The 26,167-nt window shown below is 70.2% G+C and carries 19 protein-coding genes; 13 read left to right on the forward strand and 6 right to left on the reverse strand.

The window, feature by feature from the left end:
• Positions 1–7: 7 nt before the first annotated feature.
• From QM517_RS12460 to QM517_RS12470, 3 genes are read right to left on the reverse strand one after another with little or no spacing between them, the layout of a single operon-like run.
• Positions 8–1,159, reverse strand: a complete 1,152-nt coding sequence (locus tag QM517_RS12460) for a polysaccharide pyruvyl transferase family protein (RefSeq protein WP_283287800.1) — start codon at positions 1,157–1,159, stop codon at positions 8–10.
• Positions 1,156–4,497 carry a hypothetical protein gene (locus QM517_RS12465; RefSeq protein WP_283287802.1) on the reverse strand — a complete coding sequence of 1,114 codons (3,342 nt, stop codon included), beginning with the start codon at positions 4,495–4,497 and terminating at the stop codon, positions 1,156–1,158. Before QM517_RS12465 ends, QM517_RS12460 begins: the two co-directional genes overlap by 4 nt.
• A complete protein-coding gene (locus tag QM517_RS12470; RefSeq protein WP_283287803.1) occupies positions 4,478–7,063 on the reverse strand; it encodes an ATP-binding protein in 2,586 nt (861 codons plus the stop codon). The genes QM517_RS12465 and QM517_RS12470 overlap by 20 nt, the downstream gene beginning before the upstream one ends.
• A gap of 181 nt (positions 7,064–7,244) precedes the next feature.
• Here QM517_RS12470 and QM517_RS18685 point away from each other — a divergent pair, with 181 nt between their 5' ends.
• The 4 genes from QM517_RS18685 to sucD all read left to right on the forward strand — a co-directional run bounded on the left by QM517_RS18685 (position 7,245) and on the right by sucD (position 12,003).
• Positions 7,245–8,441, forward strand: a complete 1,197-nt coding sequence (locus tag QM517_RS18685) for a glycosyltransferase (RefSeq protein WP_283287804.1) — start codon at positions 7,245–7,247, stop codon at positions 8,439–8,441.
• Positions 8,438–9,835, forward strand: a complete 1,398-nt coding sequence (locus tag QM517_RS12480; RefSeq protein ID WP_283287806.1) for an oligosaccharide flippase family protein — start codon at positions 8,438–8,440, stop codon at positions 9,833–9,835. Before QM517_RS18685 ends, QM517_RS12480 begins: the two co-directional genes overlap by 4 nt.
• 84 nt (positions 9,836–9,919) lie before the next feature.
• Positions 9,920–11,083, forward strand: coding sequence for an ADP-forming succinate--CoA ligase subunit beta (gene sucC / locus QM517_RS12485; RefSeq protein ID WP_077050528.1), 1,164 nt, complete (start codon positions 9,920–9,922; stop codon positions 11,081–11,083).
• 17 nt (positions 11,084–11,100) lie between these two features.
• Entirely contained in the window at positions 11,101–12,003 is a 903-nt protein-coding gene (gene sucD, locus QM517_RS12490; protein WP_283287808.1) for a succinate--CoA ligase subunit alpha, read from the forward strand.
• 248 nt (positions 12,004–12,251) lie between these two features.
• Here the strand turns inward: sucD and QM517_RS12495 are convergent, their stop codons facing one another.
• Positions 12,252–13,703, reverse strand: coding sequence for an NCS2 family permease (locus QM517_RS12495; RefSeq protein ID WP_160897484.1), 1,452 nt, complete (start codon positions 13,701–13,703; stop codon positions 12,252–12,254).
• A gap of 63 nt (positions 13,704–13,766) precedes the next feature.
• On the opposite strand from QM517_RS12495, the gene QM517_RS12500 reads away from it, so the two are divergent.
• The 4 genes from QM517_RS12500 (at position 13,767) to purH (ending at position 18,099) form a co-directional block, all read left to right on the forward strand.
• Positions 13,767–14,210 carry a nitroreductase family deazaflavin-dependent oxidoreductase gene (locus QM517_RS12500; protein WP_278100928.1) on the forward strand — a complete coding sequence of 148 codons (444 nt, stop codon included), beginning with the start codon at positions 13,767–13,769 and terminating at the stop codon, positions 14,208–14,210.
• A gap of 126 nt (positions 14,211–14,336) precedes the next feature.
• Positions 14,337–15,827: a cell division protein PerM gene (locus tag QM517_RS12505; protein WP_283287813.1), complete on the forward strand. Its 1,491-nt coding sequence runs from the start codon at positions 14,337–14,339 to the stop codon at positions 15,825–15,827.
• A 5-nt stretch (positions 15,828–15,832) separates the two neighbouring features.
• Positions 15,833–16,432, forward strand: a complete 600-nt coding sequence (gene purN / locus QM517_RS12510; RefSeq protein WP_283287815.1) for a phosphoribosylglycinamide formyltransferase — start codon at positions 15,833–15,835, stop codon at positions 16,430–16,432.
• 56 nt (positions 16,433–16,488) lie between these two features.
• Positions 16,489–18,099: a bifunctional phosphoribosylaminoimidazolecarboxamide formyltransferase/IMP cyclohydrolase gene (gene purH, locus QM517_RS12515; protein ID WP_283287817.1), complete on the forward strand. Its 1,611-nt coding sequence runs from the start codon at positions 16,489–16,491 to the stop codon at positions 18,097–18,099.
• A gap of 507 nt (positions 18,100–18,606) precedes the next feature.
• Here purH and QM517_RS12520 read toward each other — a convergent pair.
• Positions 18,607–19,122, reverse strand: coding sequence for a DUF1697 domain-containing protein (locus tag QM517_RS12520; RefSeq protein WP_283287818.1), 516 nt, complete (start codon positions 19,120–19,122; stop codon positions 18,607–18,609).
• 93 nt (positions 19,123–19,215) lie between these two features.
• Positions 19,216–20,643: a dihydrolipoyl dehydrogenase family protein gene (locus tag QM517_RS12525; protein ID WP_283287819.1), complete on the reverse strand. Its 1,428-nt coding sequence runs from the start codon at positions 20,641–20,643 to the stop codon at positions 19,216–19,218.
• A 251-nt stretch (positions 20,644–20,894) separates the two neighbouring features.
• Between QM517_RS12525 and QM517_RS12530 the strand changes: the two genes are divergently transcribed.
• From QM517_RS12530 to QM517_RS12550, 5 genes are read left to right on the forward strand one after another with little or no spacing between them, the layout of a single operon-like run.
• Positions 20,895–21,920: a LacI family DNA-binding transcriptional regulator gene (locus QM517_RS12530; protein WP_283287820.1), complete on the forward strand. Its 1,026-nt coding sequence runs from the start codon at positions 20,895–20,897 to the stop codon at positions 21,918–21,920.
• 38 nt (positions 21,921–21,958) lie between these two features.
• Positions 21,959–23,242, forward strand: coding sequence for an extracellular solute-binding protein (locus QM517_RS12535; RefSeq protein WP_283287821.1), 1,284 nt, complete (start codon positions 21,959–21,961; stop codon positions 23,240–23,242).
• A 1-nt stretch (position 23,243) separates the two neighbouring features.
• Positions 23,244–24,218, forward strand: a complete 975-nt coding sequence (locus tag QM517_RS12540) for a carbohydrate ABC transporter permease (protein WP_283287822.1) — start codon at positions 23,244–23,246, stop codon at positions 24,216–24,218.
• A complete protein-coding gene (locus tag QM517_RS12545) occupies positions 24,215–25,042 on the forward strand; it encodes a carbohydrate ABC transporter permease (protein ID WP_283287823.1) in 828 nt (275 codons plus the stop codon). Before QM517_RS12540 ends, QM517_RS12545 begins: the two co-directional genes overlap by 4 nt.
• A gap of 2 nt (positions 25,043–25,044) precedes the next feature.
• Positions 25,045–26,112, forward strand: coding sequence for a glycoside hydrolase family 130 protein (locus QM517_RS12550; protein ID WP_077050516.1), 1,068 nt, complete (start codon positions 25,045–25,047; stop codon positions 26,110–26,112).
• Positions 26,113–26,167: the final 55 nt, after the last annotated feature.

The following is a 26,167-nucleotide window of genomic DNA, read 5'->3' on the forward strand; positions in this document are numbered from 1 at the left end:
GACGAGCTCACGCGCTCTCCGCCCACCCCTGCGCCCGCGCGAAGCTGTCGCGGGCCGCGGTGCGCAGCTCGGCGCTCCGGGCGCCGACCGCGGCCCCCACGGCATCCCGCCGTTCGATCAGGTCGACGAGACCGTCGGCCAGAGCGGACGCGTCGAACGGCTCGTTGATGTCGACCGTCCACTCGGTGAGTCCCAGGGTCTTCGCGAGCTCGCGCACCTTCACGTCGTAGGCGAGCACGAACGAGGGCACGCCGAGGAGGGAGGCCATGACGATGGCGTGCAGCCGCTCGCTCACCAGCACGTCGCTGTCGCGGATGAGGCGGGCGGCCTCCACGTGGGTCCGCGGTTCGTGACGCACGAACGGGACGGATGCCAGGCGTCCGGCGAGGGCGTCGAGCACCTCGACGTCGTCGTGGTCCTTGAAGCCGATCTGCATCGGAAGCGAGTGCACTTCGATCGGATGCCGGGCGTGGACGCTCTCGAGCGCCGCGGCGAGCCGGTCGAGGAACGGCTCCCACGCCTCCGGGTTCTCGATGTCGAAATTCAGGTTGAGTGCGACCCGGAGCGCGCCGTCGGACCGGGGAGCGGGGGTGTCGTCGGCGGGCCGGAGCAGGAACTCCTCGTCGGTGGAGAACACGGCATCCGGGACGAGGGTCGCGTCGATCCCGATCTCGCGGCAGGTGTCGAACGACTTCTGATCCCGCACGGTGATGAGGTCGACCTGCGAGAGGATCCGCCGCGCGAGCCACAACCCCGTCCGGGTACGCAGCGGACCGACGCCGATGTTGAGCATGGCCACGGGCTTGCGCGCGATGCGCCGGGCGAAGGTCACCACCCCGAGGATCATCGCGAGCGTCGAGTAGGGGTTGCGTCCCGTCGACGCGTACAGCTCCTTGATGATCGAGCCTCCGCCGAAGACGAGGAGATCGGCACCGCGCAGCGCGCGGAGCAGCTGCAGCCGGTCCGCTCCCGTGTCGATCACGCGGACGTCGAATCGCGGGCGCAGCTGCGAGCGGGTGAAGTCCGGGTCGTAGCTGTTGACGAGGTACCGGTGCTGCGGGCCGAGCTGCGTGAGGAACGTCTCGAGCAGCAGCTCGTCGCCGATGTTGTACTGCCCGTGGGTCCCGAGGAACACGATGCGGCGGGCGGGTGCGGTCATGATCGAGGCTCCTGGGGTGGGGGGTCGGTCGGATCGTCGTCGAGGTCGTCGGTGTCGCGATCCTCGTCCTCATCGTCGTCGGGATGCAAGCGGGCGCGCCACCGCACGAGCACGAGGCTGCCCGCGATGAGCAGGACCGTCAGCCCCACCCCGACCCAGCTCGACCCGACGACACCGCCGCTGGGCGGTTCGAGGTCGGTGACGTCGGCGGCGGCGAGGTTCAGCAGCTGATCCTGTGTGAGGTTGGCGTGCTCGGGGTTGGCCGCGGGGTCGACGTAGCCGTCCTTGCCGCCCGCGCTCACGGTGCGCTCCGAGCATTCGAGGGCGTTCGGGTCGGTGATCTTCTCGACGTTCGCGGGAAGGGAGAGCGACTGGTACGTCTCCTCGGGCACGAGCATGAGGCCCTCGAAGAGCATCGGGTTCGTATCGGTCTTGTCGATCGCGAACGTGTGCTTGCCGGCCGGGGCGTCCACCACGCCGAGGTCCTGGAAGCTGAACCCCGAGTTGACCGGCACGAGCTGGTCGGGGATCTGCTGTTCGAGATCGGCGACGGACATCGCGGAGGTGTCGGCGGCCACGCGGCCGGGCTTGTAGACGTCGTCGACGGGGAAGAGCTTGACGTTCTCCGGTGGAGACCGCAGCTCGAACGACTGGTCGTACGACAGCGACGACGACGTGATGTGCAGCGTGTTCGCGGTGTTCGCCGTGCGCATCAGCACGCGGTACTTGCCGGGTTCCTTCACCGTCACCGGCACGCTGATCTCGGTCGCGCGGGGGAGCCCGATGAACGAGCCCCGGAGCGTCCCGAAGACACCGGGCGTGATCATGCCGGTGCGGTTCCACTTGGTGTTCGAGAACAGCAGGAACGACCGGAACATCGGCGACAGGTAGTAGTTGGATGCCACGACGTCGGGGTTGAACGCGAACATCCGCGTGTCGGGGCCGGCGATGGCGTCGGGATGGTCGAGCAGCCAGAGGTCGAGGGCGGAGGTGGCGTCGTCGTCGGTGAGCAGGTGGATCGGCGCGTCCGCGGGGAGCGCGGTCGGGTCGTAGTACGGGGTGTATTCGAACGTGTAGCAGCGGCTGAGGTTCCGTCGGTTGAAGACGAGGTTGAGATAGGTCTGCCAGCTGGAGTCGACCAGGATCGTCTCGCGGTTCGCGCGCGGTTGATCGGTGATCTCGTAGAGCGCGTAGCTGTCGTTCTCGAACCGGAGCTCGACGTCTCCCTTCAGCCGCTGGAGCCCGGGCTCCACGTAGCTCTCGACGTTCGGCAGGTATTCGGCGCCGACGCCGTTGTTCGAGTGGATCTTGCGGTTGACGACGACGTATTTGATCTGGATGTCTCGGGCGACGTTGATCCACCAGTCCTGCTGGTAGTAGAGCCCCCGCAGGATGAGGAAGAAGTCGAACTTGTTCTTCACGTCCCCGGTGAGGCCGTAGTAGTAGCTCGGTTTGTCGAGGTAGTAGATGAAGAACTTGTCGATGAACTTGTGGTCGACGCCGTTGGCATCCTGAACGAGCTTCGCGGTCTCGGTGGGCGGGAGGACGACCGTCTTGCCCTCGGGGAGCGTGTTCAATTCCTGCTTGAGCTCCTGCAGGTCGTGCAGGGGGAAGGGTGCGAGGAACCCGGCCATGTTGCCGGAGCCGAACACCGAACGGTAGGGATCGTTCGACCAGAAGGGCGTGAAGAACACCGCGCCGATGCACGCCGTCGCCAGGAGCGAGACGAGGAGTTCGCTGCGAGCGCGCACCCGCGCGGGGTTCTTCGGCTTCGCCTGCTTCGGAACCGGGGCCGCCTTCGCCCGTGGCGCCCGCCGCCGACGCGGAGCGAGCCACCGACCGCTCACGACATCGATGAACAGTGCCAGCGTGAGCGACATCACCAGCGGCGCGAGCATGAACAGGATGAGCTGGAAGCGATGCGGGAAACGCAGGATCTGCACGACCGTTCCGGCGGCCGTCACCACGAGGTTGCCGATCGCGGAATGACTGTCGTTGGCGGTGATCGCCAGGGCCGCGAGGGTGCGGTGGAAGGTGGGGAACCACAGCGGCTCGCCGTAGCCGATCGTCGCCCACATCGCGAACACGATCGTGACGATGAGCACGCCGAGGAGCTGCCGGTGATGGCGGGTGCGGAACAGTCTCCGGCGCACCCAGGGGACCGCCAGCGGCACGAACAGCAGCAGCGTGTAGACGGCGTCGGGGTAGCGCGGCACCTTGGCGAGGTAGTCGCCGAACAGGATCTTGTCGGTGATGCCCGCCAGGTCCCACGAGAGTTCGTGGAGCCAGGAGACCGAGGCATCCTGGATGAAGTAGAAGTCGCCCGGCACCGTGTCCGAGAGGTTCGAGACACCCGCGAGCGCGACGTACTTCACGAACAGCGCGTAGGGGATCAGGGTGATCACGGCGTAGATGACGAGGGCCCAGAAGATGCGCCCGGTCGTCGCGAGCGACCAGCGGCCGAACCACGCCCGCAGGCGTCTCCACCGTCCCCCCTGGAGGACCAGGGTGCGAACGCGGCCGGGCAGTCGATGCAGACGGCGCGGGCCGCCCGTGCGGATCCACTTCCCGACCTCGCCCACGAGGAGCGTGACGACCGTCAGCGCGAAGAAGAGCGTGAACAGCACCAGGTAGTGGATCGCGGGGTTGAACAGCGTCGCGACGGCGGCGATCACCATCCAGCGCTTCCACTTGCGGCCGGCGAAGAGCAGCGCGTACAGCATCCACAACGACGAGATCGTCATGAGGACGAGCCCGAGGACGAGCGTGTAGAAGTGGGTGATCTTGGCGTAGACCATGATCAGGTAGATCAACGAGACGGGGAAGAACGTCGCGAGGTAGATCGCCTGCGACGACAGCGACGTGAACACCTTGTCCATGAACTTCGCGACCGTCAGATAGGCCGACCAGAACAACGCCGGGATGACGATGAGGATCGCGAACGGCAGGACGGCGTAGTAGCGCAGCCAGGTCGTGAGGAACGCGTAGCGGACGCGGAACTCGTAGCCGTTGACCAGCTCGTTGAACTGACCCGCGGCCTGGTCGAGCAGCTGACTGTGCCAGTTGAAGAAGGGAACGAGCTCGTCGCCGGCGATCACCGCGTCACCGCGGAGGACCGACGGGATCGCGAACAGCACGTCGCGGAAGATGATCAGCGACCCGACGAAGTACACCGCCCCGACGACCAGCGCGATCGTCCGGGTCGAGAGATTGCGTGCGCGCTGGGGTCGAGGATCCTCGGGCGCGTGCGCGGGAGCGTCGGCAGGGGGAGCCGCCGGGGGCGGAGTATCCGCAACGGGGTCTGCGGACGCGTCGCGCTCAGCCCGACGAAAGAGCACGGAGCTCCCTCTCGGCGTCGTCGACGACGATCGCCGCGGCGTCGCGGACGGCGGCGACCCGACGCGGGTCGAGGGCCTGTTCGTCGGAGCCGCGCTCGATGCGCGCGCACGCCTCGGCTAGCAGCGCCGCACCCAGCGCGAGGCTCGCCCCGCGCAGGCGGTGGGCGAGCGCGCGCGCGTCGTCGGCCGCTCCGTGGTGGACGGCCTCCTCGATGGCCGAGACGTCGTCGGCGCTCCGGAGCACGAACGTGCGCAGGACATCGGCCTTCACCTCGGGCCCCAGGTCGTTCAGCAGCGTGAAACGGTGGGGGCTCGCGGCGGCGGGTGCGAGGTCCTCCGGCGGCGCGTGCAGCTCGGCGGTCTCGAAGGCGCGGCGCAGGTCCTTCATCGTGAACGGCTTCGTGACGTAGCCGTCCATCCCCGCGCGCAGGCAGTCATCGCGGTCCTGCTCCGTCGCCCCCGCCGTGAGGGCGATGATGTACGGCTGCGCGACGGTGTCGCCCGCCGCGCGGATCCGACGCGTCGCCTCGAGCCCGTCCGTCACGGGCATGTGGACGTCCATGAGCACGATGTCGTACGTGTCGCGGCCGACCGCGACGACGGCTTCCTCGCCGTTGGAGACCACCGTCGCCCGGTGCCCGAGGCGCCCGAGGATCTGCGACGACAGCAGCTGCAGCGTGGGGTTGTCCTCGGCGACCAGCACGTTCAGCGGCTCCTGGCCCGACGGATCGACGGATGCCGCGGGCTCGGTCGGCGCGGGCACGGCGGCCGCGGGCGAGGCCGTCGGCGCGACCGTCGGGGTCGCGACCTGCGCCGCAGAGGGGTGACGGCCCACCCGCACCACGGCGCGCGGGGACTGGGCCGGCGGGGCGGTGGCCTCGAGCGCGATCTCGAACGAGAACGTGCTGCCCCGGCCGACGTCGCTGCTCACCTGGATACGGCCGCCCATCATGCGCACGAGCGCATCGCAGATCGACAGGCCCAGGCCCGTGCCGCCGTGCGTGCGCGTCGTGGAATCGTCGGCTTGGGTGAAGGGCTCGAAGATGCGCTGCAGGGCGTCGGCGGGGATGCCGATCCCGGTGTCGGTGACCTCGAAGCGCACGGCATCCGGCTCGGCGCCGCGGCGCACGGTCACCCGCACCTCGCCCTGGGCGGTGAACTTCACGGCGTTGCCGAGCAGGTTGACCAGCACCTGCCGCAGGCGCGTGGAGTCGCCCAGCACGTGGGTGGGGACGTCGGGCGCGTAGTCCGCCACGACGATCAGCCCCTTGCTCTCCGCGGCGAAGGACAGCACCGTCACGGTCGAGGTCACCAGGCGTCGCAGATCGAACGGTGCGCGCACCAGGTCGATCGCGCCGGCCTCGATCTTCGAGAAGTCCAGGATGTCGGTCACGACATCCAGCAGCAGCGAACCGCTGGCGGATGCCCGGTCGGCGTAGTCGCGCTGCACGGGGTCGAGGTCGGTGCCGGCGAGGAGCTCGTTCATCCCGAGGATGGCGTTCAGGGGCGTGCGCATCTCGTGGCTCATGGTCGCGAGGAACGTGCTCTTCGCCGAGGTCGCCGCCAGCGCGGCATCCCGAGCCCGCTCGAGACTGGCGCTCAACTCGCGCTCGCGCTGACGGAGGCGCTCCGCCTCGATGACCGAGACCAGCAGCCGCGCGATCCCGGTGGCCAGAGTCGCGAAGGCGAGGAACTCGATCGCGCCGCCGCCGGTATCGAGCTCGTTGAACACCAGGATGACGAGGGCCCCGGTCGAGAAGATCGCGGGGACGTACACGACCACGCGCAATCCGTTGCTCGCGGCCGTGCGGCTGGTCGGAGCGCACCACGCGACCAGGGCGAGCAGGAGGGCTGCCGCGGGCCACAGGGCGTCCACGGGGGAGGGGGTCCGCGTCTGGCCGAGCGCGAGGGCCGGTCCCACGGCGAGGCTCCCCAGGAACAGCAGGAGCGCCGCGCCCAGGTTCAGCCACCACGCCGCCGACGGGCGTCGGTTCAACCCCGAGAGCAGCGCGACGAGCACGCTGACGTAGAGGAGGGACGGGATCAGGTACGCCAGGCTCAGCAGCGTCGCCTGCTCGCCCACGCCGACCAGGGAGGTGAGGAAGAACACCACGCACAGGAGGCCCAGGGTGCTGATGAGCGCGTCCAGCAGCATCGAGAGAGACAGGCGGGCGAACCGGTCTCGGACGAGGAGTCCGAGGCATCCGATCAGACCGAGGAAGAACGGGAGGTTGACTACCGGAGCGAGCCAGCGAAGGGTGTCCGCGCTGATCGGTGCCAGCGACTGCACGGCGTCTCCGACGACGAGGACTCCGAGCGCCGCCGCCATGACCGTCCAGGCGGCGCGTTCCCGCGGAACCCGGACCACGCGGACGACCACCAGCGCACAGGCCGTCGCCTCGACGGCCAGGCGCGCGCCGACGAACCACACGAGCGCGGGCCCCTGCTCGGGCAGGATCCACAGCGACACGCCGTAGACGACGACCACGGCGAGGGCGATGCCGAACACCGTCCAGAGCCCCGCACCCTGGCCTCGCTCGACACCCAGGGGGTTCTGCCGCGTCATACCGCACTCCGACTGCGCGCCGACTCCCGAGCGGTCGCGATGGCTCAACGGTGCAGGAGCGCTCTCAAGAAGTCAACCGAAACGCCGCGCGGGGTGAATAGCGGGGTGACAAGGCAGGTTCCGTTCCAGGTACTGTCGACCTCACACGTGGAGGGCAGCCATGGTGGATCAGCAGTCGGAAGTGTCGCAGATCTCTTCGGCGCGCCTGCGTATCGGGGTCGTCACGGCGTTCCCCCCGGGCCGCAACAGCCTGAACGAATACGGCTATCACCTCGTCCGGCATCTGAGCCGGCTCGAAGAGGTCAGCGACGTCGTCGTCTATGCCGACGAGACGGATGCCGGGGCCCCGACGCCGATCGACGGGGTGACGTTCGTCCCGAGCTGGTCCTTCAACGACCCGCGCACGGTGGTCCGGGTCGCGCGGGCCGTCGCCCGCACCCGCCCCGACGCGGTGATCCTGAACCTGCAGTTCGCGACCTTCGGTGACCGGCGGATCCCCGGTGCCCTCGGTCTCCTGCTCCCGGCCGTGCTGCGCGCGCGGCGGGTGCCCACCCTGGTGGTCCTGCACAACCTCGCCGACAACGTCGACATGCGCGACGCCGGCTTCGCCCGTTCCGCGCTCACCGCCCGGCTCATGACGCTCGCCGGGCGCCTGCTCACGCGGGCGCTGCTGCGCGCCGACATCGTCGCGCTGACGATCCCCCGTTACGTCGAGTTCCTCCGCGACAGCTACGGAGCCGCGAACGCCCTGCTCGCGCCCCACGGCAGCTTCGAGGAGATCGCCAAGCCGTCGTTCGGCATCCCTCCCGGTCGCCGGACGATCATGGCTTTCGGCAAGTGGGGCACGTACAAGACGGTCGACCTGCTCGTGGACGCCTATCGTCTGCTGCTCGATCGCGGCTACGACGATCTGCAGCTCGTCCTGGCCGGCACCGACAGCCCCAACTCGCCCGGATACATGGCCGATGCCGCCGCCCGGTACGCCGACGTGCCGAACATCGAGATGCCGGGGTACATCGCCGAGGAGGACGTCGCGCCGCTCTTCGGCTCCGCCACGGTGGTCGCCTTCCCGTACACCTCCACGACCGGCAGTTCCGGCGTGCTCCACCAGGCCGGCGAGTACGGACGTGCCGCCGTCCTCCCGCGCATCGGCGACCTCGTCGACGTGATCGAGGAAGAGGGGTTCGAGGGCGTCTACTTCGAGCCCGGCGACGTCGAGAGTCTCGCCGACGCGCTCGCCGCGGTCCTCGACGACCCCGAGCGGCGGGAGATGCTCGGGCGCCGCAACTACGCCGCCGCCAGCGGGGTGCCGATGTCGGAGGTCGTTCAGTGGCACATCGCGCACATCGACCGCCTGCGCGCACGGAGGCGGGTGTGACCGAGGAGCGTCGCGCGGACACCGCGGCGGCGGGGGCACGCCGGCTCGTCGCGGGCGGGTCGATGCTCGCGGGCGCGATGCTCGTGGCCAACGCGGGCAACTACGCGCTCAATCTGTTCCTCGGTCGGGTGCTGACCCCGGCGGAGTTCTCCGACGCGAACCTCATGGTGACGCTGCTGTTCACCCTGACCTCCGTCGCGCTGTGTCTGCAGATGGTCGCCGCCCGGTTCGTCGCCCGCGCGGACGCCTCGGGATTCCCCGGCGACTCCGATGCCCTCGTGCGGCGGCTGCGGCGCCTCGCCCTGTGGTCCGGCGTCCTCGCCGCCGTCGCGCTCGCCGCCGGCTCCCCGCTGTGGTCGGACCTGTTCCGAACGGCCTCGCCGTGGCCGTTCGTGGTGCTGGCGGCGGGCGTGCCGTTCTGGCTCGTGCAGGCCGTCGGTCGCGGCACGCTGCAGGCGCGGCTGGCGTTCCCCGCCCTCGCGCTGTCGTTCGTGATCGAGATGATCACGCGCGTCGGACTCGGGGTCGTGCTGGTCTGGGCCGGCTTCGGCGTCATCGGGGCGACGGTCGCGCTGAGCGTGTCGTTCGTCGTGACCTGCGTGGTCGTGAGCATGGTCGCCCGCGCGAGCGGTGGCGCGGTCAGCGGGACCATCGATCCGCGCGAGGTGCGGGCCTACGCCGGGATGGTCTCGATCCTGCTGATCGGCCAGATCATCGCCAACAACAGCGACATCCTCATCTCCAAAGCCGTGTTCCCGCCGGCCGACGCCGGCGTCTACGCGGCCGTGGCCCTCGTCGGCCGCGCCGTCTTCTTCCTCGCGTGGTCGGTCGCCACGGTGGTCTTCCCCGTCGCCGTCCGCCGCCACGCCGCAGGGCAGGATGCGTCGAACGTGCTCCGCAACGGCATGGTCATCGTCGCGGCCATCGGCCTCGTCTGCGCCGTCGGCGGCTTCTTCTGGGGCGGACCGGTGCTCGGCGTGGTCCTGGGGCCCGCCTACGCGGGCCTGTCCGTGCCGATCGCGGCGTACGCCCTCACCACGACCCTGTTCGCCCTCGGAAACCTCGTCGCCAGCTACCACCTGTCCCGGTCGCGGACCCGTCAGTCGTGGATCCTCGTCGGCGCGGCGGTGCTGCAGGTGATCCTGCTGCTGGTGTGGCACCGCGACATGGCATCCCTCATCGCCGCCCAGGGCGTGGCGATGACCGTCGGTCACCGTTTCCTGCCCCCGCTGCTGCGCCTCGACCACGTCCTCACGGGCGGCGACATCGAGGTCGATTCCCTGCGCGCCGTCCCCGGCGCCGGCAGCGACCACGCGCGACTCGTCGCGGAGCTCGGCATCCCGGAACCCCTCCGTCCGGACGTATCCGCGTCCGGCTCGTTCAGCCCGGTCTAGTAGGGTTGTCGCTTGGCAAGATCTCTTGATATCGAGAGATCTTCCGCCTCCTCCCACCACCGATCGCCCAGCGAAGGATCATCCGTGGATCTCTACGAGTACCAGGCACGAGACCTGTTCGAAAAGTACGAGGTGCCGGTGCTCGCCGGCATCATCGCCGACACCCCTGAGGAGGCGAAGGCGGCCGCGGAGAAGCTCGGCGGCGTCGTCGTCGTCAAGGCTCAGGTCAAGACCGGCGGCCGCGGCAAGGCCGGCGGCGTCAAGGTCGCCAAGACCCCCGACGAGGCCTTCGAGGCCGCGCAGGCCATCCTCGGCCTCGACATCAAGGGCCACGTCGTCAAGCGCGTCATGGTCGCCGCGGGCGCCCGCATCGCCAAAGAGTTCTACTTCTCGGTGCTGCTGGACCGTGCCAACCGCTCCTACCTGTCGCTGTCCAGCGTCGAGGGCGGCATGGAGATCGAAGAGCTCGCCGTCGAGCGTCCCGAGGCGCTCGCGCGCGTCGAGGTCGACCCGCTCGAGGGCATCTCGCCCGAGAAGGCGCTCGAGATCGCCAAGGCCGCGAAATTCGACGACGAGCTGGCCCCCAAGGTCGCCGACGTCTTCGTCAAGCTCTTCAACGTCTACAAGGGCGAGGACGCCACCCTCGTCGAGGTCAACCCCCTCATCCAGTCCGAGGACGGCGACATCATCGCCCTCGACGGCAAGGTCTCGCTCGACGAGAACGCCGGCTTCCGTCACCCCGAGCACGAAGAGCTCGAAGACAAGGATGCCGCGGACCCCCTCGAGGCCAAGGCCAAGCAGCACGACCTCAACTACGTCAAGCTCGACGGTCAGGTCGGCATCATCGGCAACGGCGCGGGCCTGGTCATGTCGACCCTCGACGTCGTCGCGTACGCCGGCGAGAACCACGGCGGCGTCAAGCCCGCCAACTTCCTCGACATCGGCGGCGGCGCCTCGGCGACGGTCATGGCCGCCGGCCTCGACGTCATCCTCGGCGACGAGCAGGTCAAGAGCGTGTTCGTCAACGTCTTCGGCGGCATCACCTCGTGCGTGGCTGTCGCGGAGGGCATCGTGAAGGCACTCGAGATCCTCGGCGACGCCGCCACCAAGCCTCTCGTGGTCCGTCTCGACGGCAACCAGGTCGAAGAGGGTCGCGAGATCCTCGCCGCCGCCAACCACCCGCTCGTCACCCTCGCCGCCGGTATGGACGAGGGCGCCGACAAGGCCGCCGAACTGGCCAACGCGTAAGGGATAGGGACAGGAACATGTCGATCTACCTCAACAAGGACTCCAAGGTCATCGTCCAGGGCATCACCGGCGGCGAGGGCACCAAGCACACCGCGCTCATGCTGAAGGCGGGTACGCAGGTCGTCGGTGGCGTCAACGCCCGCAAGGCCGGCACGACCGTCACCCACAAGGACGCCGCCGGCAACGACGTCGAGCTCCCCGTCTTCGCCTCGGTCGAAGAGGCCATCCGCGAGACCGGCGCCGATGTGTCGATCGCGTTCGTGCCCCCGGCCTTCACGAAGGGCGCGATGGTCGAGGCCATCGACGCCGAGATCCCGCTGCTCGTCGTGATCACCGAGGGCGTGCCCGTGGGTGACACCGCCGAGGCGTGGGCGTACGCGAAGTCGAAGGGCGAGAAGACCCGCATCATCGGGCCGAACTGCCCCGGCATCATCACCCCCGGTGAGGCGCTCGTCGGCATCACGCCCGCGAACATCACCGGCAAGGGCCCCATCGGCCTCGTGTCGAAGTCGGGCACCCTGACCTACCAGATGATGTTCGAGCTGCGCGACCTCGGCTTCTCGACCGCCATCGGCATCGGCGGCGACCCGATCATCGGAACCACGCACATCGACGCGCTCGCCGCGTTCGAGGCCGACCCCGAGACCAAGGCGATCGTCATGATCGGCGAGATCGGCGGCGACGCCGAAGAGCGCGCGGCGGCGTTCATCGCTGCCAACGTCACCAAGCCGGTCGTCGGTTACGTCGCGGGCTTCACCGCCCCCGAGGGCAAGACCATGGGCCACGCCGGCGCCATCGTCTCCGGCTCCGCCGGCACCGCCCAGGCGAAGAAGGAGGCCCTCGAGGCCGCCGGCGTGAAGGTCGGCAAGACGCCGTCCGAGACCGCCGCCCTGATGCGCGAGATCATCGAAGCGCTCTGACGCTTCACTTGTGAGGGCCCGGATGCCATGGCATCCGGGCCCTTTCGCGTTCCCCGATGGTGCTCGGACACTGAATCTGTTGCGGCGGCGCGGCGGGCGCGAGGTTGCGGCGTCGAGTGTCCAAGACACGCCGTGTCGAGCCGGGGGCATGCGGCGTGTCCTGGACACTCGAGCTCGGAGCGCCGCCGCACGCGCACACGGAAGAGGGGCCTGGATGCCGCGGCATCCAGGCCCCTTCCGGGCGGGGCTCAGCCGAGCAGAGCCTCGACCGGGCCGCGGACGAAGAAGACGACGAAGCCGGCGGCGACGATCCACAGCAGCGGACTGATGCGGCGGGCGCGGCCCGACAGCGCCTGGATCACGACCCAGCTGACGAAGCCCGCGCCGATGCCGTTGGCGATCGAGTAGGTCAGCGGCATCACCGTCACGGTGAGGAACACCGGGATCAGCACCGAGAGGTCGCTGAGGTCGACGTGGCGGATCTGCCCCATCATGAGCGCGCCAACGATCACCAGGGCGGCGGCGGCGATCTCGGTGGGGACGATGCTCGTCAGCGGCGTGAAGAACATCGCGAGCAGGAACAGGGCCCCGGTCACGACGTTCGCGAGTCCGGTCCGCGCGCCCTCACCGATGCCCGATCCCGACTCGATGAACACCGTGTTCGACGACGACGAGGTCGCGCCACCGGCGACCGCGCCGATGCCCTCGATGATGAGGGCCGAGCGCAGGCGCGGGAAGGTGCCATCGGGGGCCGCGAGACCCGCTTCGCGGGACAGACCGGTCATCGTGCCCATCGCGTCGAAGAAGTTCGTGAACACCAGCGTGAACACCAGCATGAGCGCGGCGAGCACGCCGATACGGCCGAAGGCACCGCCCAGGTCGACCTGGCCGACGAGCGACAGGTCGGGGAGACCGACCCACTGCGTCGGAACAGTGGGGACGCTGAGGCCCCAGCCGCCGGGGTTCTCGGCCGAGCGGGGTCCGAGCTGGGCGATGGCCTCCACGATCACCGCGATGACGGTGCCGCTGAGCAGGCCGATGAGCAGCGCCGCCTTGACCTTGCGCACCATGAGCACGGCGGTGATGAGGAGCGTGAGCACGAACAGGGCGGTCGGGATCGTGGCGATCGACCCCTGCACACCGAGTCCGACGGGCGGCGACGACAGCCCCGTCGCGGTCACGAGGCCGCTGTCGACGAAACCGATGAAGGCGATGAACAGGCCGATGCCGACGGTGATCGCCGTCTTCAGTGCGAGCGGCACGGCTTCGAAGATCATGCGGCGCAGGCCCGTGACCGCCAGCAGCACGATGATGAGCCCGTTGATGACCACGAGCCCCATCGCTTCGGGCCAGGTCACGCCGCCGACGATTCCGACGGCGAGGAACGAGTTGATCCCGAGGCCGGCGGCGAAGGCGAACGGCAGGCGGGTGACGAGACCGAACAGCATCGTCATGACGCCGGCGGTCAGCGCGGTGACCGCGGCGACCTGGGGGAAGCCGAGCGCGTTGCCGGCGACGTCGGGAGTGCCCGACAGGATGATCGGGTTCAGGATGACGATGTAGGCCATCGTCACGAACGTGACGACGCCACCGCGCACCTCGGCACCGACCGAGGAACCCCGGGCGGTGATCTCGAAGAACCGGTCGACGGCGTTCTTCGGGGCGGGAGCGGCGGTGGTCTCGGGAGCGGGCGTGCTCATGGGGGCTCCAGAAAAGGGGGAGAGTCGGTGCCGGGGAGGGGGAGCGGGCCTATCGTGGGGGACATGCCACTCTCAGGAGAGTATCTGCCCAGCACCAGCGAATGGGCCCGTTCGCAGGCCGAGACCTTCGAGGCCAGCGGGGGTCAGGAGGCCGCGGAACTGCGGGGCGTTCCCATCATCGTCCTCACGACCGTCGGAGCAAAAACGGGCGGCCTGCGCAAGACCGCGCTCATGCGGGTCGAGCACGACGGACGCTACCTCGTCGTGGCATCCAAGGGCGGTGCCCCCGAGCACCCGGCGTGGTTCCACAACCTCGTGAAGAACCCGCGGGTGGAGCTGCAGGACGGCGACGTCAAGCGCGAATACCAGGCACACCAGGCCGAGGGCGCCGAGCGCGACGAGTGGTGGGCGCGCGCCGTGGCAGTGTGGCCCGACTACGACGAGTACCAGAAGAAGACCGAGCGCCGCATCGAGATCTTCGTGCTGGAGCCGGTTTCCGGCGCGTGAGTCGCCACGATTTGTCGCTTCGGACCGCGCAGAGGCGACAAATCCTGGCGACTCGCGCACGGGACGGCGCACCCCGCCGCGCCTGAGGTCGCGGACGGGGAAGCGCGGGTAGGGTCGCAGACGCTCATGCATCGTCTCCTCGTCGCTCTCCTCGCCGCCCTCGACGCGCTCCTGGCCGCCGCGGTCGGCATCGCCGTCGTGCTCGCGCCTCTCGCGCTGATGTGGGTCGTCGCCCTCGGCGACGCCGACTGGTCGGCTCTGTGGCCGACGGCGGCGGCGGTGTGGCACCTGGGGCATCTGGTCCCGATCACGGTGACCCTGCCCGATGCCTATCTGGCGGCCACCGGCGTCGACCCCTCGCTCGCGACCTTCGTCCTCTCCCTCGCGCCGCTGGCCTTCGCCGCGTTCACCGGCCTGTTCGCCGCGCGCTCCGGCATCCGGGCCGCCGAATCGGGGGCCGCGCTGACCGGATGGCTCTCCGGATCGCTGGTCTTCGCCGCCGTCGCCGCCCTGGTCGCGCTCACGTCGGCCGCTCCGCTGGTGTCGTTCGAGACGTGGCAGGCGATCCTCTTCCCGTCGCTGATCTTCGCGGTCCCGTCGCTGGTCGGCGCCGTCGTGGGCTCCTGGCGGGTCGGTGACGAGGGGCCGGTCGATCGCCTCCGTGCGGCAATCGAGCGGATGCCGAGAGACTGGGCGCCCGTTCCCGGGCTCGTCCTGCGGGGCGTTGCGCTGACGACCCTGGGCCTCGTCGCCGTGGGCGGTGTCGTCGTGGTCGCGGGTCTCCTCGCGCGCGGCACGCAGATCATCACGCTGTTCCAGGCCAGCAACGTCGACGGCATCGGAGCCACGGTCCTCGCCCTCGGCCAGCTCGTCTACCTGCCGACGCTGGTGCTGTGGGCCGTGGCGTTCGCCGCCGGCCCCGGGTTCTCGCTGGGCACCGACACCGCCGTCACCCCCGCCGCCACGCAGGTCGGTGCGGTTCCCGGCATCCCGATCCTCGGGATCGTGCCCGAGTCGACGACGTCGTGGCTCCTCCTCCTGGCGCTCCTGCCGATCGCGGTCGGAGCTCTGACGGGGTGGATCCTGCGCTCGTCGATGCCCGAGCGCTCGGATCACGAACCGGTCGCCCCGCGGTTGGTCGTCGCGCTGGCGGTGGCCGCGCTCACCGGGGGAGTCGGCGCGCTGATCGCGGTCTTCTCCAGCGGCGCGATCGGACCGGGGCGCCTGGCCGAGACCGGACCGCAGCCGGGGCCCCTCGCCCTCGCACTCGGGCTCGAGATGCTCGTCGGCCTCGCGATCCTGCTCCTCGCCCCGCGGACGTCGCTCCCGCACCGCGCGCACCCGGATGCCGCCATCCCCGATCGCGAACCCGAGACCGCGCGGGCGATCCGCGACCGTCCGTCCGAGGCCGTGCTCACGGCCGCAGTGCCGGCGCCGTGGGCACCGGAGCCCGTTCCCGGCGACACCGACGAGCGCCCGGCAGCCCTCGACACCGATGACGACGTCCAGGCCCGCATCCGCGAGGCGTGGTCGCGCATGGAGCCGCTGCCCGCCGAGTGGCGCGACGGGCCCGGAACCGACGCGACCGATGGCCGGGACGCGCGCCCCGTAGACTGACCTCCGTGCTCACGGTCGCCGTTCTCATCTCCGGCACCGGCTCCAACCTCCGCGCCCTGCTCGAGGCGGCTGCCGCCCCCGACTTCCCCGCGCGGGTGATCGCGGTCGGTGCCGATCGCGAAGCCGACGGCTTCGCCCACGCCGAGCACTTCGGCATCCCGACCTTCCTCGTCCCGTTCGACGGGTTCTCCTCGCGCGAGGAGTGGGGCGCCGAACTCGGTGCGCAGCTGCGGGTCTGGCAGCCCGACCTCGTCGTGCTGAGCGGACTCATGCGCCTGCTGCCCGCCGACCTCGTCGCCGAGTGGGAGCCGCGGATCATCAACACCCACCCCGCGTACCTGCCGGAGTTCCCCGGAGCTCACGGGGTGCGCGACGCCCTCCGCGCCGGCGTCGACCAGACCGGCGCGAGCGTCATCGTCGTCGACTCGGGAGTCGACACCGGTCCGATCCTCGCTCAGGAGCGCATCCCCGTGCTGCCCGACGACACCGAGGACACCCTGCACGAGCGCATCAAGCCCGTCGAACGCCGTCTGCTGATCGACGTCGTCCGACGGATCGCCGAGGGAGACCTCGACCTGGATGCCACGGCATCCCGCCACCCCTGAACCCCTGCGGGCGGTCGCCCGCGTTCCGCATCCCACGAGACACAGGAGCCGCAGCCATGGCCGGACCCCGCCACGACCCCGCCGACTACCGTCCCCGTGACGTCGTCCCGATCCGCCGCGCGCTGGTGTCGGTGAGCGACAAGAACGGCCTGCTCGAGCTGGGCGAGGCGCTGGCGTCCGCGGGCGTCGAGATCGTGTCGACCGGGGGTTCGGCGACGCTGCTCCGCGACGCCGGGTTCGAGGTGACCGACGTCTCCGCCGTCACCGGCTTCCCCGAGTCGCTCGACGGACGCGTGAAGACGCTGCACCCGAACGTCCACGCCGGACTCCTCGCCGACCTGCGCCTGGCCGGCCACGAGGCGCAGCTGGACCAGCTCGGCATCCTCCCGTTCGAGCTCGTGGTCGTGAACCTGTACCCGTTCGTCGAGACCGTGGCATCCGGTGCCGAGGGCGATGACGTCGTGGAGCAGATCGACATCGGCGGCCCTGCCATGGTGCGCGCCTCGGCGAAGAACCACGCCAACGTCGCGATCGTCGTCTCGCCCGAGTCGTACCCCGCGATCATCGACGCGCTGCGCACGCAGGGCGGCACGAACCTCGTGCAGCGCCGCGAGCTGGCCGCCCGCGCGTTCTCGCACACCGCCGCCTACGACACCGCGGTGTCGACGTGGTTCGCCGAGGGCACGCTCGGTGACGACATCGACCTGCCCGCGCACCTGACGATCCAGGCCGAGCGCCTGTCGACCCTGCGGTACGGCGAGAACTCGCACCAGCGCGCCGCGATCTACACGCGCGTGGGCGGCCACGGCATCGCCCAGGCCACGCAGCTGCAGGGCAAGGAGATGTCGTACAACAACTACGTCGACGCCGACGCCGCGCTGCGCGCCGCGTTCGACATGGTGAAGCCTGCCGTCGCGATCATCAAGCACGCGAACCCGTGCGGTATCGCCGTCGCCGCTCCCAACGCGCTCGACCCGATCGCCTCGGCGCACCTGCGCGCGCACGAGTGCGATCCCGTCTCGGCGTTCGGCGGCGTCATCGCCGCGAACCGCACCGTGACGCTGAAGATGGCGGAGAACCTGCGCGACATCTTCACCGAGGTCATCATCGCGCCCGACTTCGAGCCCGAAGCCCTCGAGGTGTTCAAGCTGAAGAAGAACCTGCGCGTGCTGCAGCTCCCCGCCGACTGGCGCCAGGAGCCGATGGACGTGCGTCTCGTCTCGGGCGGCCTGCTGCTGCAGGATGCCGACCGCTTCCCCGCCGACATCGAGTCGGTCGCGAAGGACTGGGAGCTCGTCTCGGGCGAGCGCCCGTCCGACGAGGAGATGACCAACCTCATCTTCGCCTGGAAGGCGTGCCGCGCCGTCAAGTCCAACGCGATCGTGCTCGCGAAGGGTTCGGCGACCGTGGGCATCGGCATGGGCCAGGTCAACCGCGTCGACTCGTGCCGCCTCGCGGTCGAGCGCGCGGGCGACCGTGCGGCCGGGTCGATCGCCGCATCCGACGCGTTCTTCCCCTTCGCCGACGGCCCGCAGGTGCTGATCGACGCCGGGATCTCGGCGATCATCCAGCCCGGCGGTTCGGTGCGGGATGCCGAGGTCGTCGACGCCGCGCGCGCCGCCGGCGTCACGATGTTCTTCACGGGCGAGCGTCACTTCTTCCACTGACGCGCCCTGTTCCCGCCGCCCCCGCGACTTCGGTTGCGGGGGCGGCGGCGTTTGTGCGGGCGGGGTTTGTGCGGCGGGGCGTGGGTGGCGGGGCGCGTGCGGCGGGGCGTGTGCGGCGGGGTGGGGCGGCTCGTCGCGATAAACGCGATTCGCACGCATAAACGCGCTGACGTCGCGTCTATCGTCGTGGATCGCGTTTATGGCGGATGGTGGGCCGCGGCGCGGCGCCGCACACGGCGGAAGCAGGCGACCGCGCGCGGTGCGCTTCGGCGGGATGCGTCTCGGGTGGGATGCCGCGGGGCAGCGAGGCGCCCGGGTGCGGCCGATTGCGCGATAAACGCGATTCGCGCGCAGAAATGCGCTGGCGTCGCGTTTGTCGTCGCGGATCGCGTTTATCGCGCGGTGTGGGCAGCAGCAACCGCGGCACAGCGCGGACGGCAGCAACCGCGGCAGAGCGTGCACACGCCAGCGCTCACCGCGGTCACCGTGTCAACGGCGGGCGCGGCGTCAGGCGCTCAGCGCGATGAGCTTCGCGATCGTGTTGGCGTTGCGCGCCGCGCCCGTGACGCCCAGGCGCTTCTCGAACCAGCCGGCCTGCAGCTTCGACCCGCCGATGCCCTCGGGGTAGCGCACGAACACCTCGCGGCCGTCGAGCACGGCCTCTTCCGGGATGCCGTCGGGCACCTCCAGCGCGACGGCGGGTGCCGCATCGAGGAACACCGTCTGCACCCATCGCCCCTCGGAGGCGTCGACGAACGGGTTCCGCCCCCGCGCATCGGCGAGCTCGGCGTGCGAGCGCACGATCACCGGCAGGTCGTGACCGAACGCCGCACGCACGGCATCCCGGATCGTTCCGGCGATCTCGTCGGGGGAGCGGCCGCCGTCGTCGAGAACGACGTTCCCCGCCACCTGCAGCGTGACGACGTCACCGAGACCCACGGATGCCAGCACCTCGCGCAGCAGGGGCATCTTCATCGCCGTGGGTCCGCCGACACCGCGGATCAGCGCGATCGTTCTCGGCATCCTGACTCTCTCCTCTTCGCGTGAGTCGCCAGAAATCGTCGCCTGGGCGGGCGGTGAGGCGACATATCTTGGCGACTCACGCGAACGCGCGGATCACGCCGAGTCGCGGCCCAGCGTCTCGAGCAGGCGCAGCCAGACCTCGCTGACCGTGGGGTACGACGGGACCGCGTGCCACAGCCGCTTCACCGGCACCTCGCCGACGATCGCGACCGTCGCGGAGTGCAGCAGCTCGGCGATGTCGGGGCCGACGAACGTCGCGCCGACCAGCACGCCGCGGTCGAGGTCGACGATCGCGCGGGCCTTGCCGACGTAGGCGTCGGACTGCTCGCTGGACCCCGCGACGTGCGCGAGGTCGTAATCGAGCACCTTCACGTTCAAACCGCGCTTCTCGGCGGCGGCGGCGGTGAGACCGACGGACGCGACCTCGGGGTCGGTGAACGTGACCTGCGGAACGGCGTCGTGGTCGGCGGTCGCGACGTGGGCTCCCCACGGGCTGTCGTCGACCTCGCCGCCCTGCGCGCGTGCAGCGATGACGTCGCCCGCCGCGCGCGCCTGGTACTTGCCCTGGTGGGTGAGGAGCGCGCGGTGGTTCACGTCGCCGACGGCGTACAGCCAGTCGAAGCCGCGCACGAGGAGCGTGTCGTCGACGTCGAGCCACGAGCCCTCCTCGAGGCCGATGGTGTCGAGCCCCAGGTCGGTGGTGCGCGGCACGCGGCCGGTCGCCACGAGCACCTCGTCGGCGGTCACGGCGGTGCCGTCGGACAGCTCGAGCACGCGGCGTCCGTCGTCGTCGCGGCGGGCGGCCGTGGCATCCACGCCCGTCTTCACCGTGACCCCGCGGGCGCGGAGGGAATCGGCGACCAACTCGCCGGCGAACGGCTCGGTGCCGCCCAGGAGTCCGGAGCGCGCGATGATCGTGACCTCGGCGCCGAGGCTCGCGAACGCCGTCGCCATCTCGGCGCCGACGACGCCGCCGCCGAGGATCGCGAGCGACCCGGGGATGCTCTGCACGGCCGTCGCCTCGCGGCTCGTCCACGGCTCGATGTCGGCCAGGCCCGGGATGCCGGGGAGCAGCGCCGCGGAACCCGTACACACCGCGACCGCGTGGCGAGCGACGAGGTCGGTCGTCGTGCCGTCTTCGGCGGTGACGCGCACGGTCTTCTGGCCGGTGAGGCGGCCGTGGCCGCGCACGAGCTCGATGCCCGCGCCCTCGAGCCACGAGACCTGCCCGGCGTCGTTCCAGTTGCTGGTCATGGAGTCGCGGCGCCGGAGGACCGCGGCGATGTCGAGGTCGCCGGTCACGGCCTGCTTCGCGCCGTCGACATCGCGGGCGGCGCGCAGGGCGGCACCGCTGCGCAGCAGCGCCTTCGACGGCATGCACGCCCAGTACGAGCACTCGCCGCCGACCAGCTCGGATTCGACGATCACGGCGGTGAGACCGGCTTGCACGGCGCGGTCGGCGACGTTCTCGCCCACGGGGCCGGCGCCGATGACGATCAGGTCGAATTCGCGTTCGCTCATGCGCCCACGGTATCGGCGCCCACCGACACGGGGGAGGGGTTGCGGTGTACCCCCGCGGGGCGGCGCGGGTTTGGGGCGCGAGATTGCGTTCGGGGCGGGGAATTTCACGCCCCAAGAGCAGAAACGCGCCCCAAACCCGGGGGTGCCCCCCGCGGACCGCACCGTCGAGGGTTGACTCACGTCCCTGAACCGGTTTAGGCTCGATCCCACTGAACCGGTTTAGACCGATGGATGCCACAACGAGGTGCAGCATGACGAATGAGACGCGACCCACGATCGCCGATGTCGCGCGCCGCGCCGGGGTCAGCAAGGGTCTCGTGTCGTTCGCGTTGAACGGCCGCGCCGGCGTCGCCCCCGACACCCGCGACCGCATCCTGTCCGTCGCCGCCGAGATGGGCTGGAGCCCGAGCCTGCGGGCGCGGTCGCTCAGCGTCGGCCGGGCCTTCGCGTGCGGTCTCGTCATCGGCCGCAGCCCCGACGTCATCGCGGCCGACCCCTTCTTCCCGTCGTTCATCGCGGGCGTCGAGGACGAGTTCTCCGTCTCGGGTCAGGTGCTGGTGCTCGCGGCCGCCACCCCCGGCCGCCACGAGGAGGAGACCTACCGCGGACTCGCGGCGGACCGCCGCGTCGACGGCGTGATCCTCTCCGACCTCCGCGCCGACGATCCGCGCATCGATCTCGTCGCGAGCCTCGGCATCGCCGCCGTGACCCTCGGCGTCCCCGACGTCGACAGCCCCTTCACCTCCGTCTCGGTCGACGACGGCGCCGGCATCCGCCTCGCGGTCGACCACCTCGCCGACCTCGGACACACCGACATCGCGCATGTCGCGGGCCCGTTCGCGATGCTGCACGGACGCCACCGCGCGGCCGCGTTCGAGGCGGCGGCGCGGGCGCGCGGCATCCGGGCCCGTGTCGTCGAGACGGACTTCAGCGCCGCCGACGGGGCGCGGGCCACCACGGCCCTACTCGACGCCGAGGTCCCGCCCACGGCGATCGTGTACTCCAACGACAACATGGCCGTCGCGGGGCTCGGCACGGCGCAGCGCCGCGGCCTGTCGGTGCCCCGCGACCTCTCGATCACCGGATTCGACGACACCGAACTCGGCCGACACCTGTTCCCCGCCCTCACGAGCGTCTCCACCGACGCGCGGGGATGGGGGGCGGCCGCGGCGCGCGCGCTGCTGCAGGCGATCGCGGGAGGAAAGCCCGAGGCACTCGCGCTCGCCGACCCCGGCCTGCAGGTGCGCGACTCCACCGCGCCCCCGACTCGAAGCTGACACCCGCGGGCCCCCGCCCGCCCCACAAGGAGGAAGACATGCGACGACGCATTCTCGCCACAGCAGTAGCCGCCACCGGCATCCTCGCCCTCTCCGCGTGCAGCGGAGGCGGCGGCGGAGCATCCGGAATGGATGCCAAGGGCCCCATCACCATCTGGTACTCGAACAACGCCGCCGAGATCGCGTGGGGCCAGCAGATGGTCGAGGCCTGGAACGCCGACCACCCCGACGAGCAGATCACGGCGCAGGAGATTCCCGCCGGGTCCTCCAGCGAGGAGGTCATCGGCGCGGCGATCACCGCCGGCAACGCCCCGTGCCTGGTGTTCAACACCTCGCCCGCGGCCGTGCCCGGCTTCCAGCGTCAGGGGGGCCTGGTGAACCTGTCGGACTTCCCCGACGGCGAGCAGTACATCACCGAGCGCAGCGGCGACCTCGCCGACCAGTACCGCTCCGACGACGGCGGCTTCTACCAGCTGCCGTGGAAGAGCAACCCGGTGATGATCTTCTACAACAAGGACCTGTTCGCCCAGGCCGGCCTCGACCCGGAGAAGCCGCAGCTGTCGACGTACGACGAGTTCCTCGCGACCTCGCAGAAGCTGAAGGCGGCCGGCGTCTCGGACTACGCCATCAACCCGGCGCCCACGAGCGAGTTCTTCCAGTCGTGGTTCGACTTCTACCCGCTGTACGCCGCGCAGACCGGCGGGAAGCAGCTCGTCGAGGAGGGCAAGGCCACCTTCAACGACGCCGACGGTGAGGCCGTCGCGAACTTCTGGCGCACGATCTACGCCGACGAGCTCGCCGGCAACGAGCAGTACCAGGGCGACGCGTTCGCCGACGGCAAGGCCGCGATGGCCATCGTCGGACCGTGGGCCGTGTCGGTCTACAAGGACAAGGTCAACTGGGGCGCCGTGCCCGTTCCCACGGAGAAGGGCACCGCGGCCGACCAGACCTGGACCTTCAGCGACGCGAAGAACGTCGGCCTCTTCACCGCGTGCCAGAACAAGGGCACCGCGTGGGAGGTCCTGAAGTTCGCCACCAGCCAGGAGCAGGACGGGAAGTGGCTCGAGGAGACCGGCCAGATGCCGCTCCGCACCGACCTGACTACGACCTACGCCGACTACTTCAGCGCCAACCCGGCCTACGAGCAGTTCGGCGACCAGGCCGCCCGCACCGTCGAGGTGCCCAACGTCGTCAGCTCGGTCGAGATCTGGCAGGCGTTCCGCGACGAGTACTCCAAGGCGGTCATCTTCGGCGAAGAGGACGTGAACACCTTCCTCTCCAACGCCCAGACCCAGATCGACCAGCTCGCGGCGGGGAAGTGACATGACCGTCGATCTCACCCGCACGTCCGGGCGGACCGGGGGCGACCCCGGCCGGTCCGGACGTGCGGGGGGAGCGGGGGATGCCGGGAAGAAGCGGCGCCGCCTCCTCGGGGCGCAGCCGCTCGGCATCCTGTTCTCCGCTCCGTACCTGATCTTCATCGGGGTCGTCTTCGCCTACCCGATCGTGTTCGCGGTGTGGATGTCGTTCCACGACTACTTCTTCACCGCGCCGGGCGCGAACGTCGACCGGCCGTTCGTCGGACTCGACAACTACGTCACGGCGCTGGGCGACCCGGCCGTGTGGCGGTCGTTCGGCAACGTCGGCATCTTTCTGCTCATCAACGTCCCGCTGACGGTCGTGCTGTCGATCGTGCTGGCCACGGCGCTGGACCGGGTGGTGCGCGCCCGCGCGTTCTTCCGCGTCGCGTTCTACGTGCCCTACGTCACGGCATCCGTCGCCGTGGTCGCGGTGTGGCTGTTCCTGTTCTCGAACACGGGGCTGATCAACAACGCCCTCGGCCCGCTGGCGCCGAACCCGTCGTGGCTGGTCAACTCGGCGCTCGCGATGCCCACCATCGCGCTGTTCGTGACGTGGAAGGGGCTCGGGTTCTACATCCTGCTGTACCTCGCGGCGCTCCAGAACGTGCAGCGCGAGCTGTACGAATCGGTGGCGGTGGACGGCGGCGGACGCCTCCGGCAGTTCTTCTCGGTGACGGTGCCGGGCGTGCGTCCGGCGACGTTCCTCGTCGTGCTGCTCGCCACGATCACCGGCGCGAACCTCTTCACCGAGCCATACCTGCTCACCAACGGCGGCGGTCCCAACGGCGCGTCGACGTCGCCCGTGCTGCTCATCTACCAGAAGGGCATCGAGCAGCAGAACCCCGACGTGGCCGCGGCCATCGGGGTGGTGCTGATCATCTTCGTGCTGATCATCGCGGCGCTCCAGCGCCGGTTCGTGGGGAGGGAGGAATCATGAAGACCAGAGTCGTGACCTACGGCGTGCTGACGCTCGGCGCACTGGCGTTCCTGTTCCCCTTCTACTACATGGTCGTCGGCTCGCTGCAGACCAACCCGGACTCGACGATCGCGGGCGCGTTCCCGCACCCGTCGAACCTGACGCTGGAGAACTACACGGCGATCGACGGGCGCATCAACCTGCTGAAGGGCCTCGTCAACTCGGGCATCTTCACCGGGGGAGTCATCCTCGGCACCATCGTGTTCGGCGTGCTCGCCGGGTACGCGCTGGCGGTGCTGAAATGGCGCGGCCGGTCGGCGACCTTCGCGCTCGTGCTCCTGGTGCAGGTGATCCCGTTCCAGCTGCTGATGATCCCGCTGTACGTGATGATCGCTCGCGACTACGGGTTGAGCGACAGCTACCTCGGCATGATCCTGCCGTTCTTCATCAACTCCACGGCGGTCGTGATCTTCCGGCAGTACTTCCTGCAGCTCCCCAGGGAGCTGTTCGACGCCGCCCGCATCGACGGGGCGAACGAGTTCCGGCTGCTGTGGAGCGTCGCCCTGCCGCTCGTACGTCCGGCGCTGCTGACGGCGGTGCTGCTGACCTTCATCGGTCCGTGGAACGAGTTCCTGTGGCCCTTCCTCATCACGAAGGATGCCGCGATGCAGCCGCTCGCCGTGTCGCTGGCGAACTTCATCTCCACCATCGCGGCATCCACGACCAACCCCTTCGGCGCGATGATGGCCGGCGCCGTCGTGCTCGCCGCCCCCGCGGTGGCGCTGTTCCTGATCTTCCAGCGCTACTTCACCTCCAACGACCTCGGATCCGGAGTGAAAGGATGACAATGACCCCCGATTCCCCCGTCCCCTACCGCCTCACACGTGTGGGTGTGGTGATGACCCCCGAGCCCGGCAACGTCGACGAAGCCGAGGGGGTGCTCAACCCGGCCTCGGGCCGCGGCCCGGACGGCGAGCTGTACCTGCTGCCGCGCCTGGTCGCCGAGGGCAACGTCTCGCGCGTGGGCATCGCCCGCGTCGTCGTCGAGGACGGGGTGCCCGTCGCCGTCGAACGCGAGGGCGTGGTGCTCCAGCCCGATCGCGGGTGGGAGCGCGGCGCCGACAACGCCGGGACCGAAGACCCGCGCACGACCTGGGTGGAGGCCCTGGGGCTGCACGTCATGACGTACGTCGCCTACGGCCCCCTGGGCCCGCGCACCGCCGTCGCCGTCTCCGAGGACCTGCGCGACTGGCGGCGTCTCGGACCCGTGCTGTTCCGCTACCAGGACGACCTCGACATGGACCTGAACCTGTTCCACAACAAGGACACGGTCTTCTTCCCCGAGACGGTCACGGCCCCCGACGGCAGCGAGGCGTTCGCGGTGCTGCACCGACCCATGTGGGACCTCGGCGAGACCAAGCCCGGACAGGGCGTGCGGGTGCCGGCCGGCGTCTCGGACGAGCGGCAGTCCATCTGGATCAGCTACGTGCCCGTGGCATCCGTCCGGGAGGACCTCGCGAACCTCGCGCTGTGGGAGCAGCACCGGTTCGTCGCGGGCCCCGCGTTCCCCTTCGAGGCCGTGAAGATCGGCGGGGGACCGCCGCCGCTGCGCATCCCCGAGGGCTGGCTGGTGCTGCACCACGGTGTGACCGGCGTGATCGACAGCGCGTTCTCGCAGCAGCAGAAGGTGAACTACGCCGCGGGCGCCCTGATCCTGGATGCCGACGACCCGAGCCGCGTGATCGCGCGGACGCCGGAGCCGCTGCTGGCCCCCGAGACCGACGACGAGCGCAGCGGCATCGTGCCGAATGTCGTCTTCCCGACCGCGATCGAGGAGATCGACGGCCGCCACTTCGTGTTCTACGGCATGGCCGACTCGAAGATCGGCGTCGCCCTGCTCGAGCGCACCGACTGAGCGTCACAACTCCTGCGGAATCGCCGCTCCGGCCGTCCCCCGACGGCGGTGGGGG

Source organism: Microbacterium sp. IEGM 1404 (assembly GCF_030056775.1).
Classification (GTDB): Bacteria; Actinomycetota; Actinomycetes; order Actinomycetales; family Microbacteriaceae; genus Microbacterium.

Bases quoted from the DNA above. Each gene is read 5' to 3' on its own strand.
- QM517_RS12540 (WP_283287822.1), top strand. From the start codon at position 23,244: ATGACCGTCGATCTCACCCGCACGTCCGGGCGGACCGGGGGCGACCCC.
- purH (WP_283287817.1), top strand. From the start codon at position 16,489: ATGGCCGGACCCCGCCACGACCCCGCCGACTACCGTCCCCGTGACGTC.
- QM517_RS12530 (WP_283287820.1), top strand. From the start codon at position 20,895: ATGACGAATGAGACGCGACCCACGATCGCCGATGTCGCGCGCCGCGCC.
- QM517_RS12520 (WP_283287818.1), bottom strand. From the start codon at position 19,122: ATGCCGAGAACGATCGCGCTGATCCGCGGTGTCGGCGGACCCACGGCG.
- QM517_RS12470 (WP_283287803.1), bottom strand. From the start codon at position 7,063: ATGACGCGGCAGAACCCCCTGGGTGTCGAGCGAGGCCAGGGTGCGGGG.
- QM517_RS12535 (WP_283287821.1), top strand. From the start codon at position 21,959: ATGCGACGACGCATTCTCGCCACAGCAGTAGCCGCCACCGGCATCCTC.
- QM517_RS12550 (WP_077050516.1), top strand. From the start codon at position 25,045: ATGACCCCCGATTCCCCCGTCCCCTACCGCCTCACACGTGTGGGTGTG.
- QM517_RS12460 (WP_283287800.1), bottom strand. From the start codon at position 1,159: ATGACCGCACCCGCCCGCCGCATCGTGTTCCTCGGGACCCACGGGCAG.
- sucD (WP_283287808.1), top strand. From the start codon at position 11,101: ATGTCGATCTACCTCAACAAGGACTCCAAGGTCATCGTCCAGGGCATC.
- QM517_RS12545 (WP_283287823.1), top strand. From the start codon at position 24,215: ATGAAGACCAGAGTCGTGACCTACGGCGTGCTGACGCTCGGCGCACTG.
- QM517_RS12495 (WP_160897484.1), bottom strand. From the start codon at position 13,703: ATGAGCACGCCCGCTCCCGAGACCACCGCCGCTCCCGCCCCGAAGAAC.
- QM517_RS12500 (WP_278100928.1), top strand. From the start codon at position 13,767: ATGCCACTCTCAGGAGAGTATCTGCCCAGCACCAGCGAATGGGCCCGT.
- QM517_RS12525 (WP_283287819.1), bottom strand. From the start codon at position 20,643: ATGAGCGAACGCGAATTCGACCTGATCGTCATCGGCGCCGGCCCCGTG.
- QM517_RS12505 (WP_283287813.1), top strand. From the start codon at position 14,337: ATGCATCGTCTCCTCGTCGCTCTCCTCGCCGCCCTCGACGCGCTCCTG.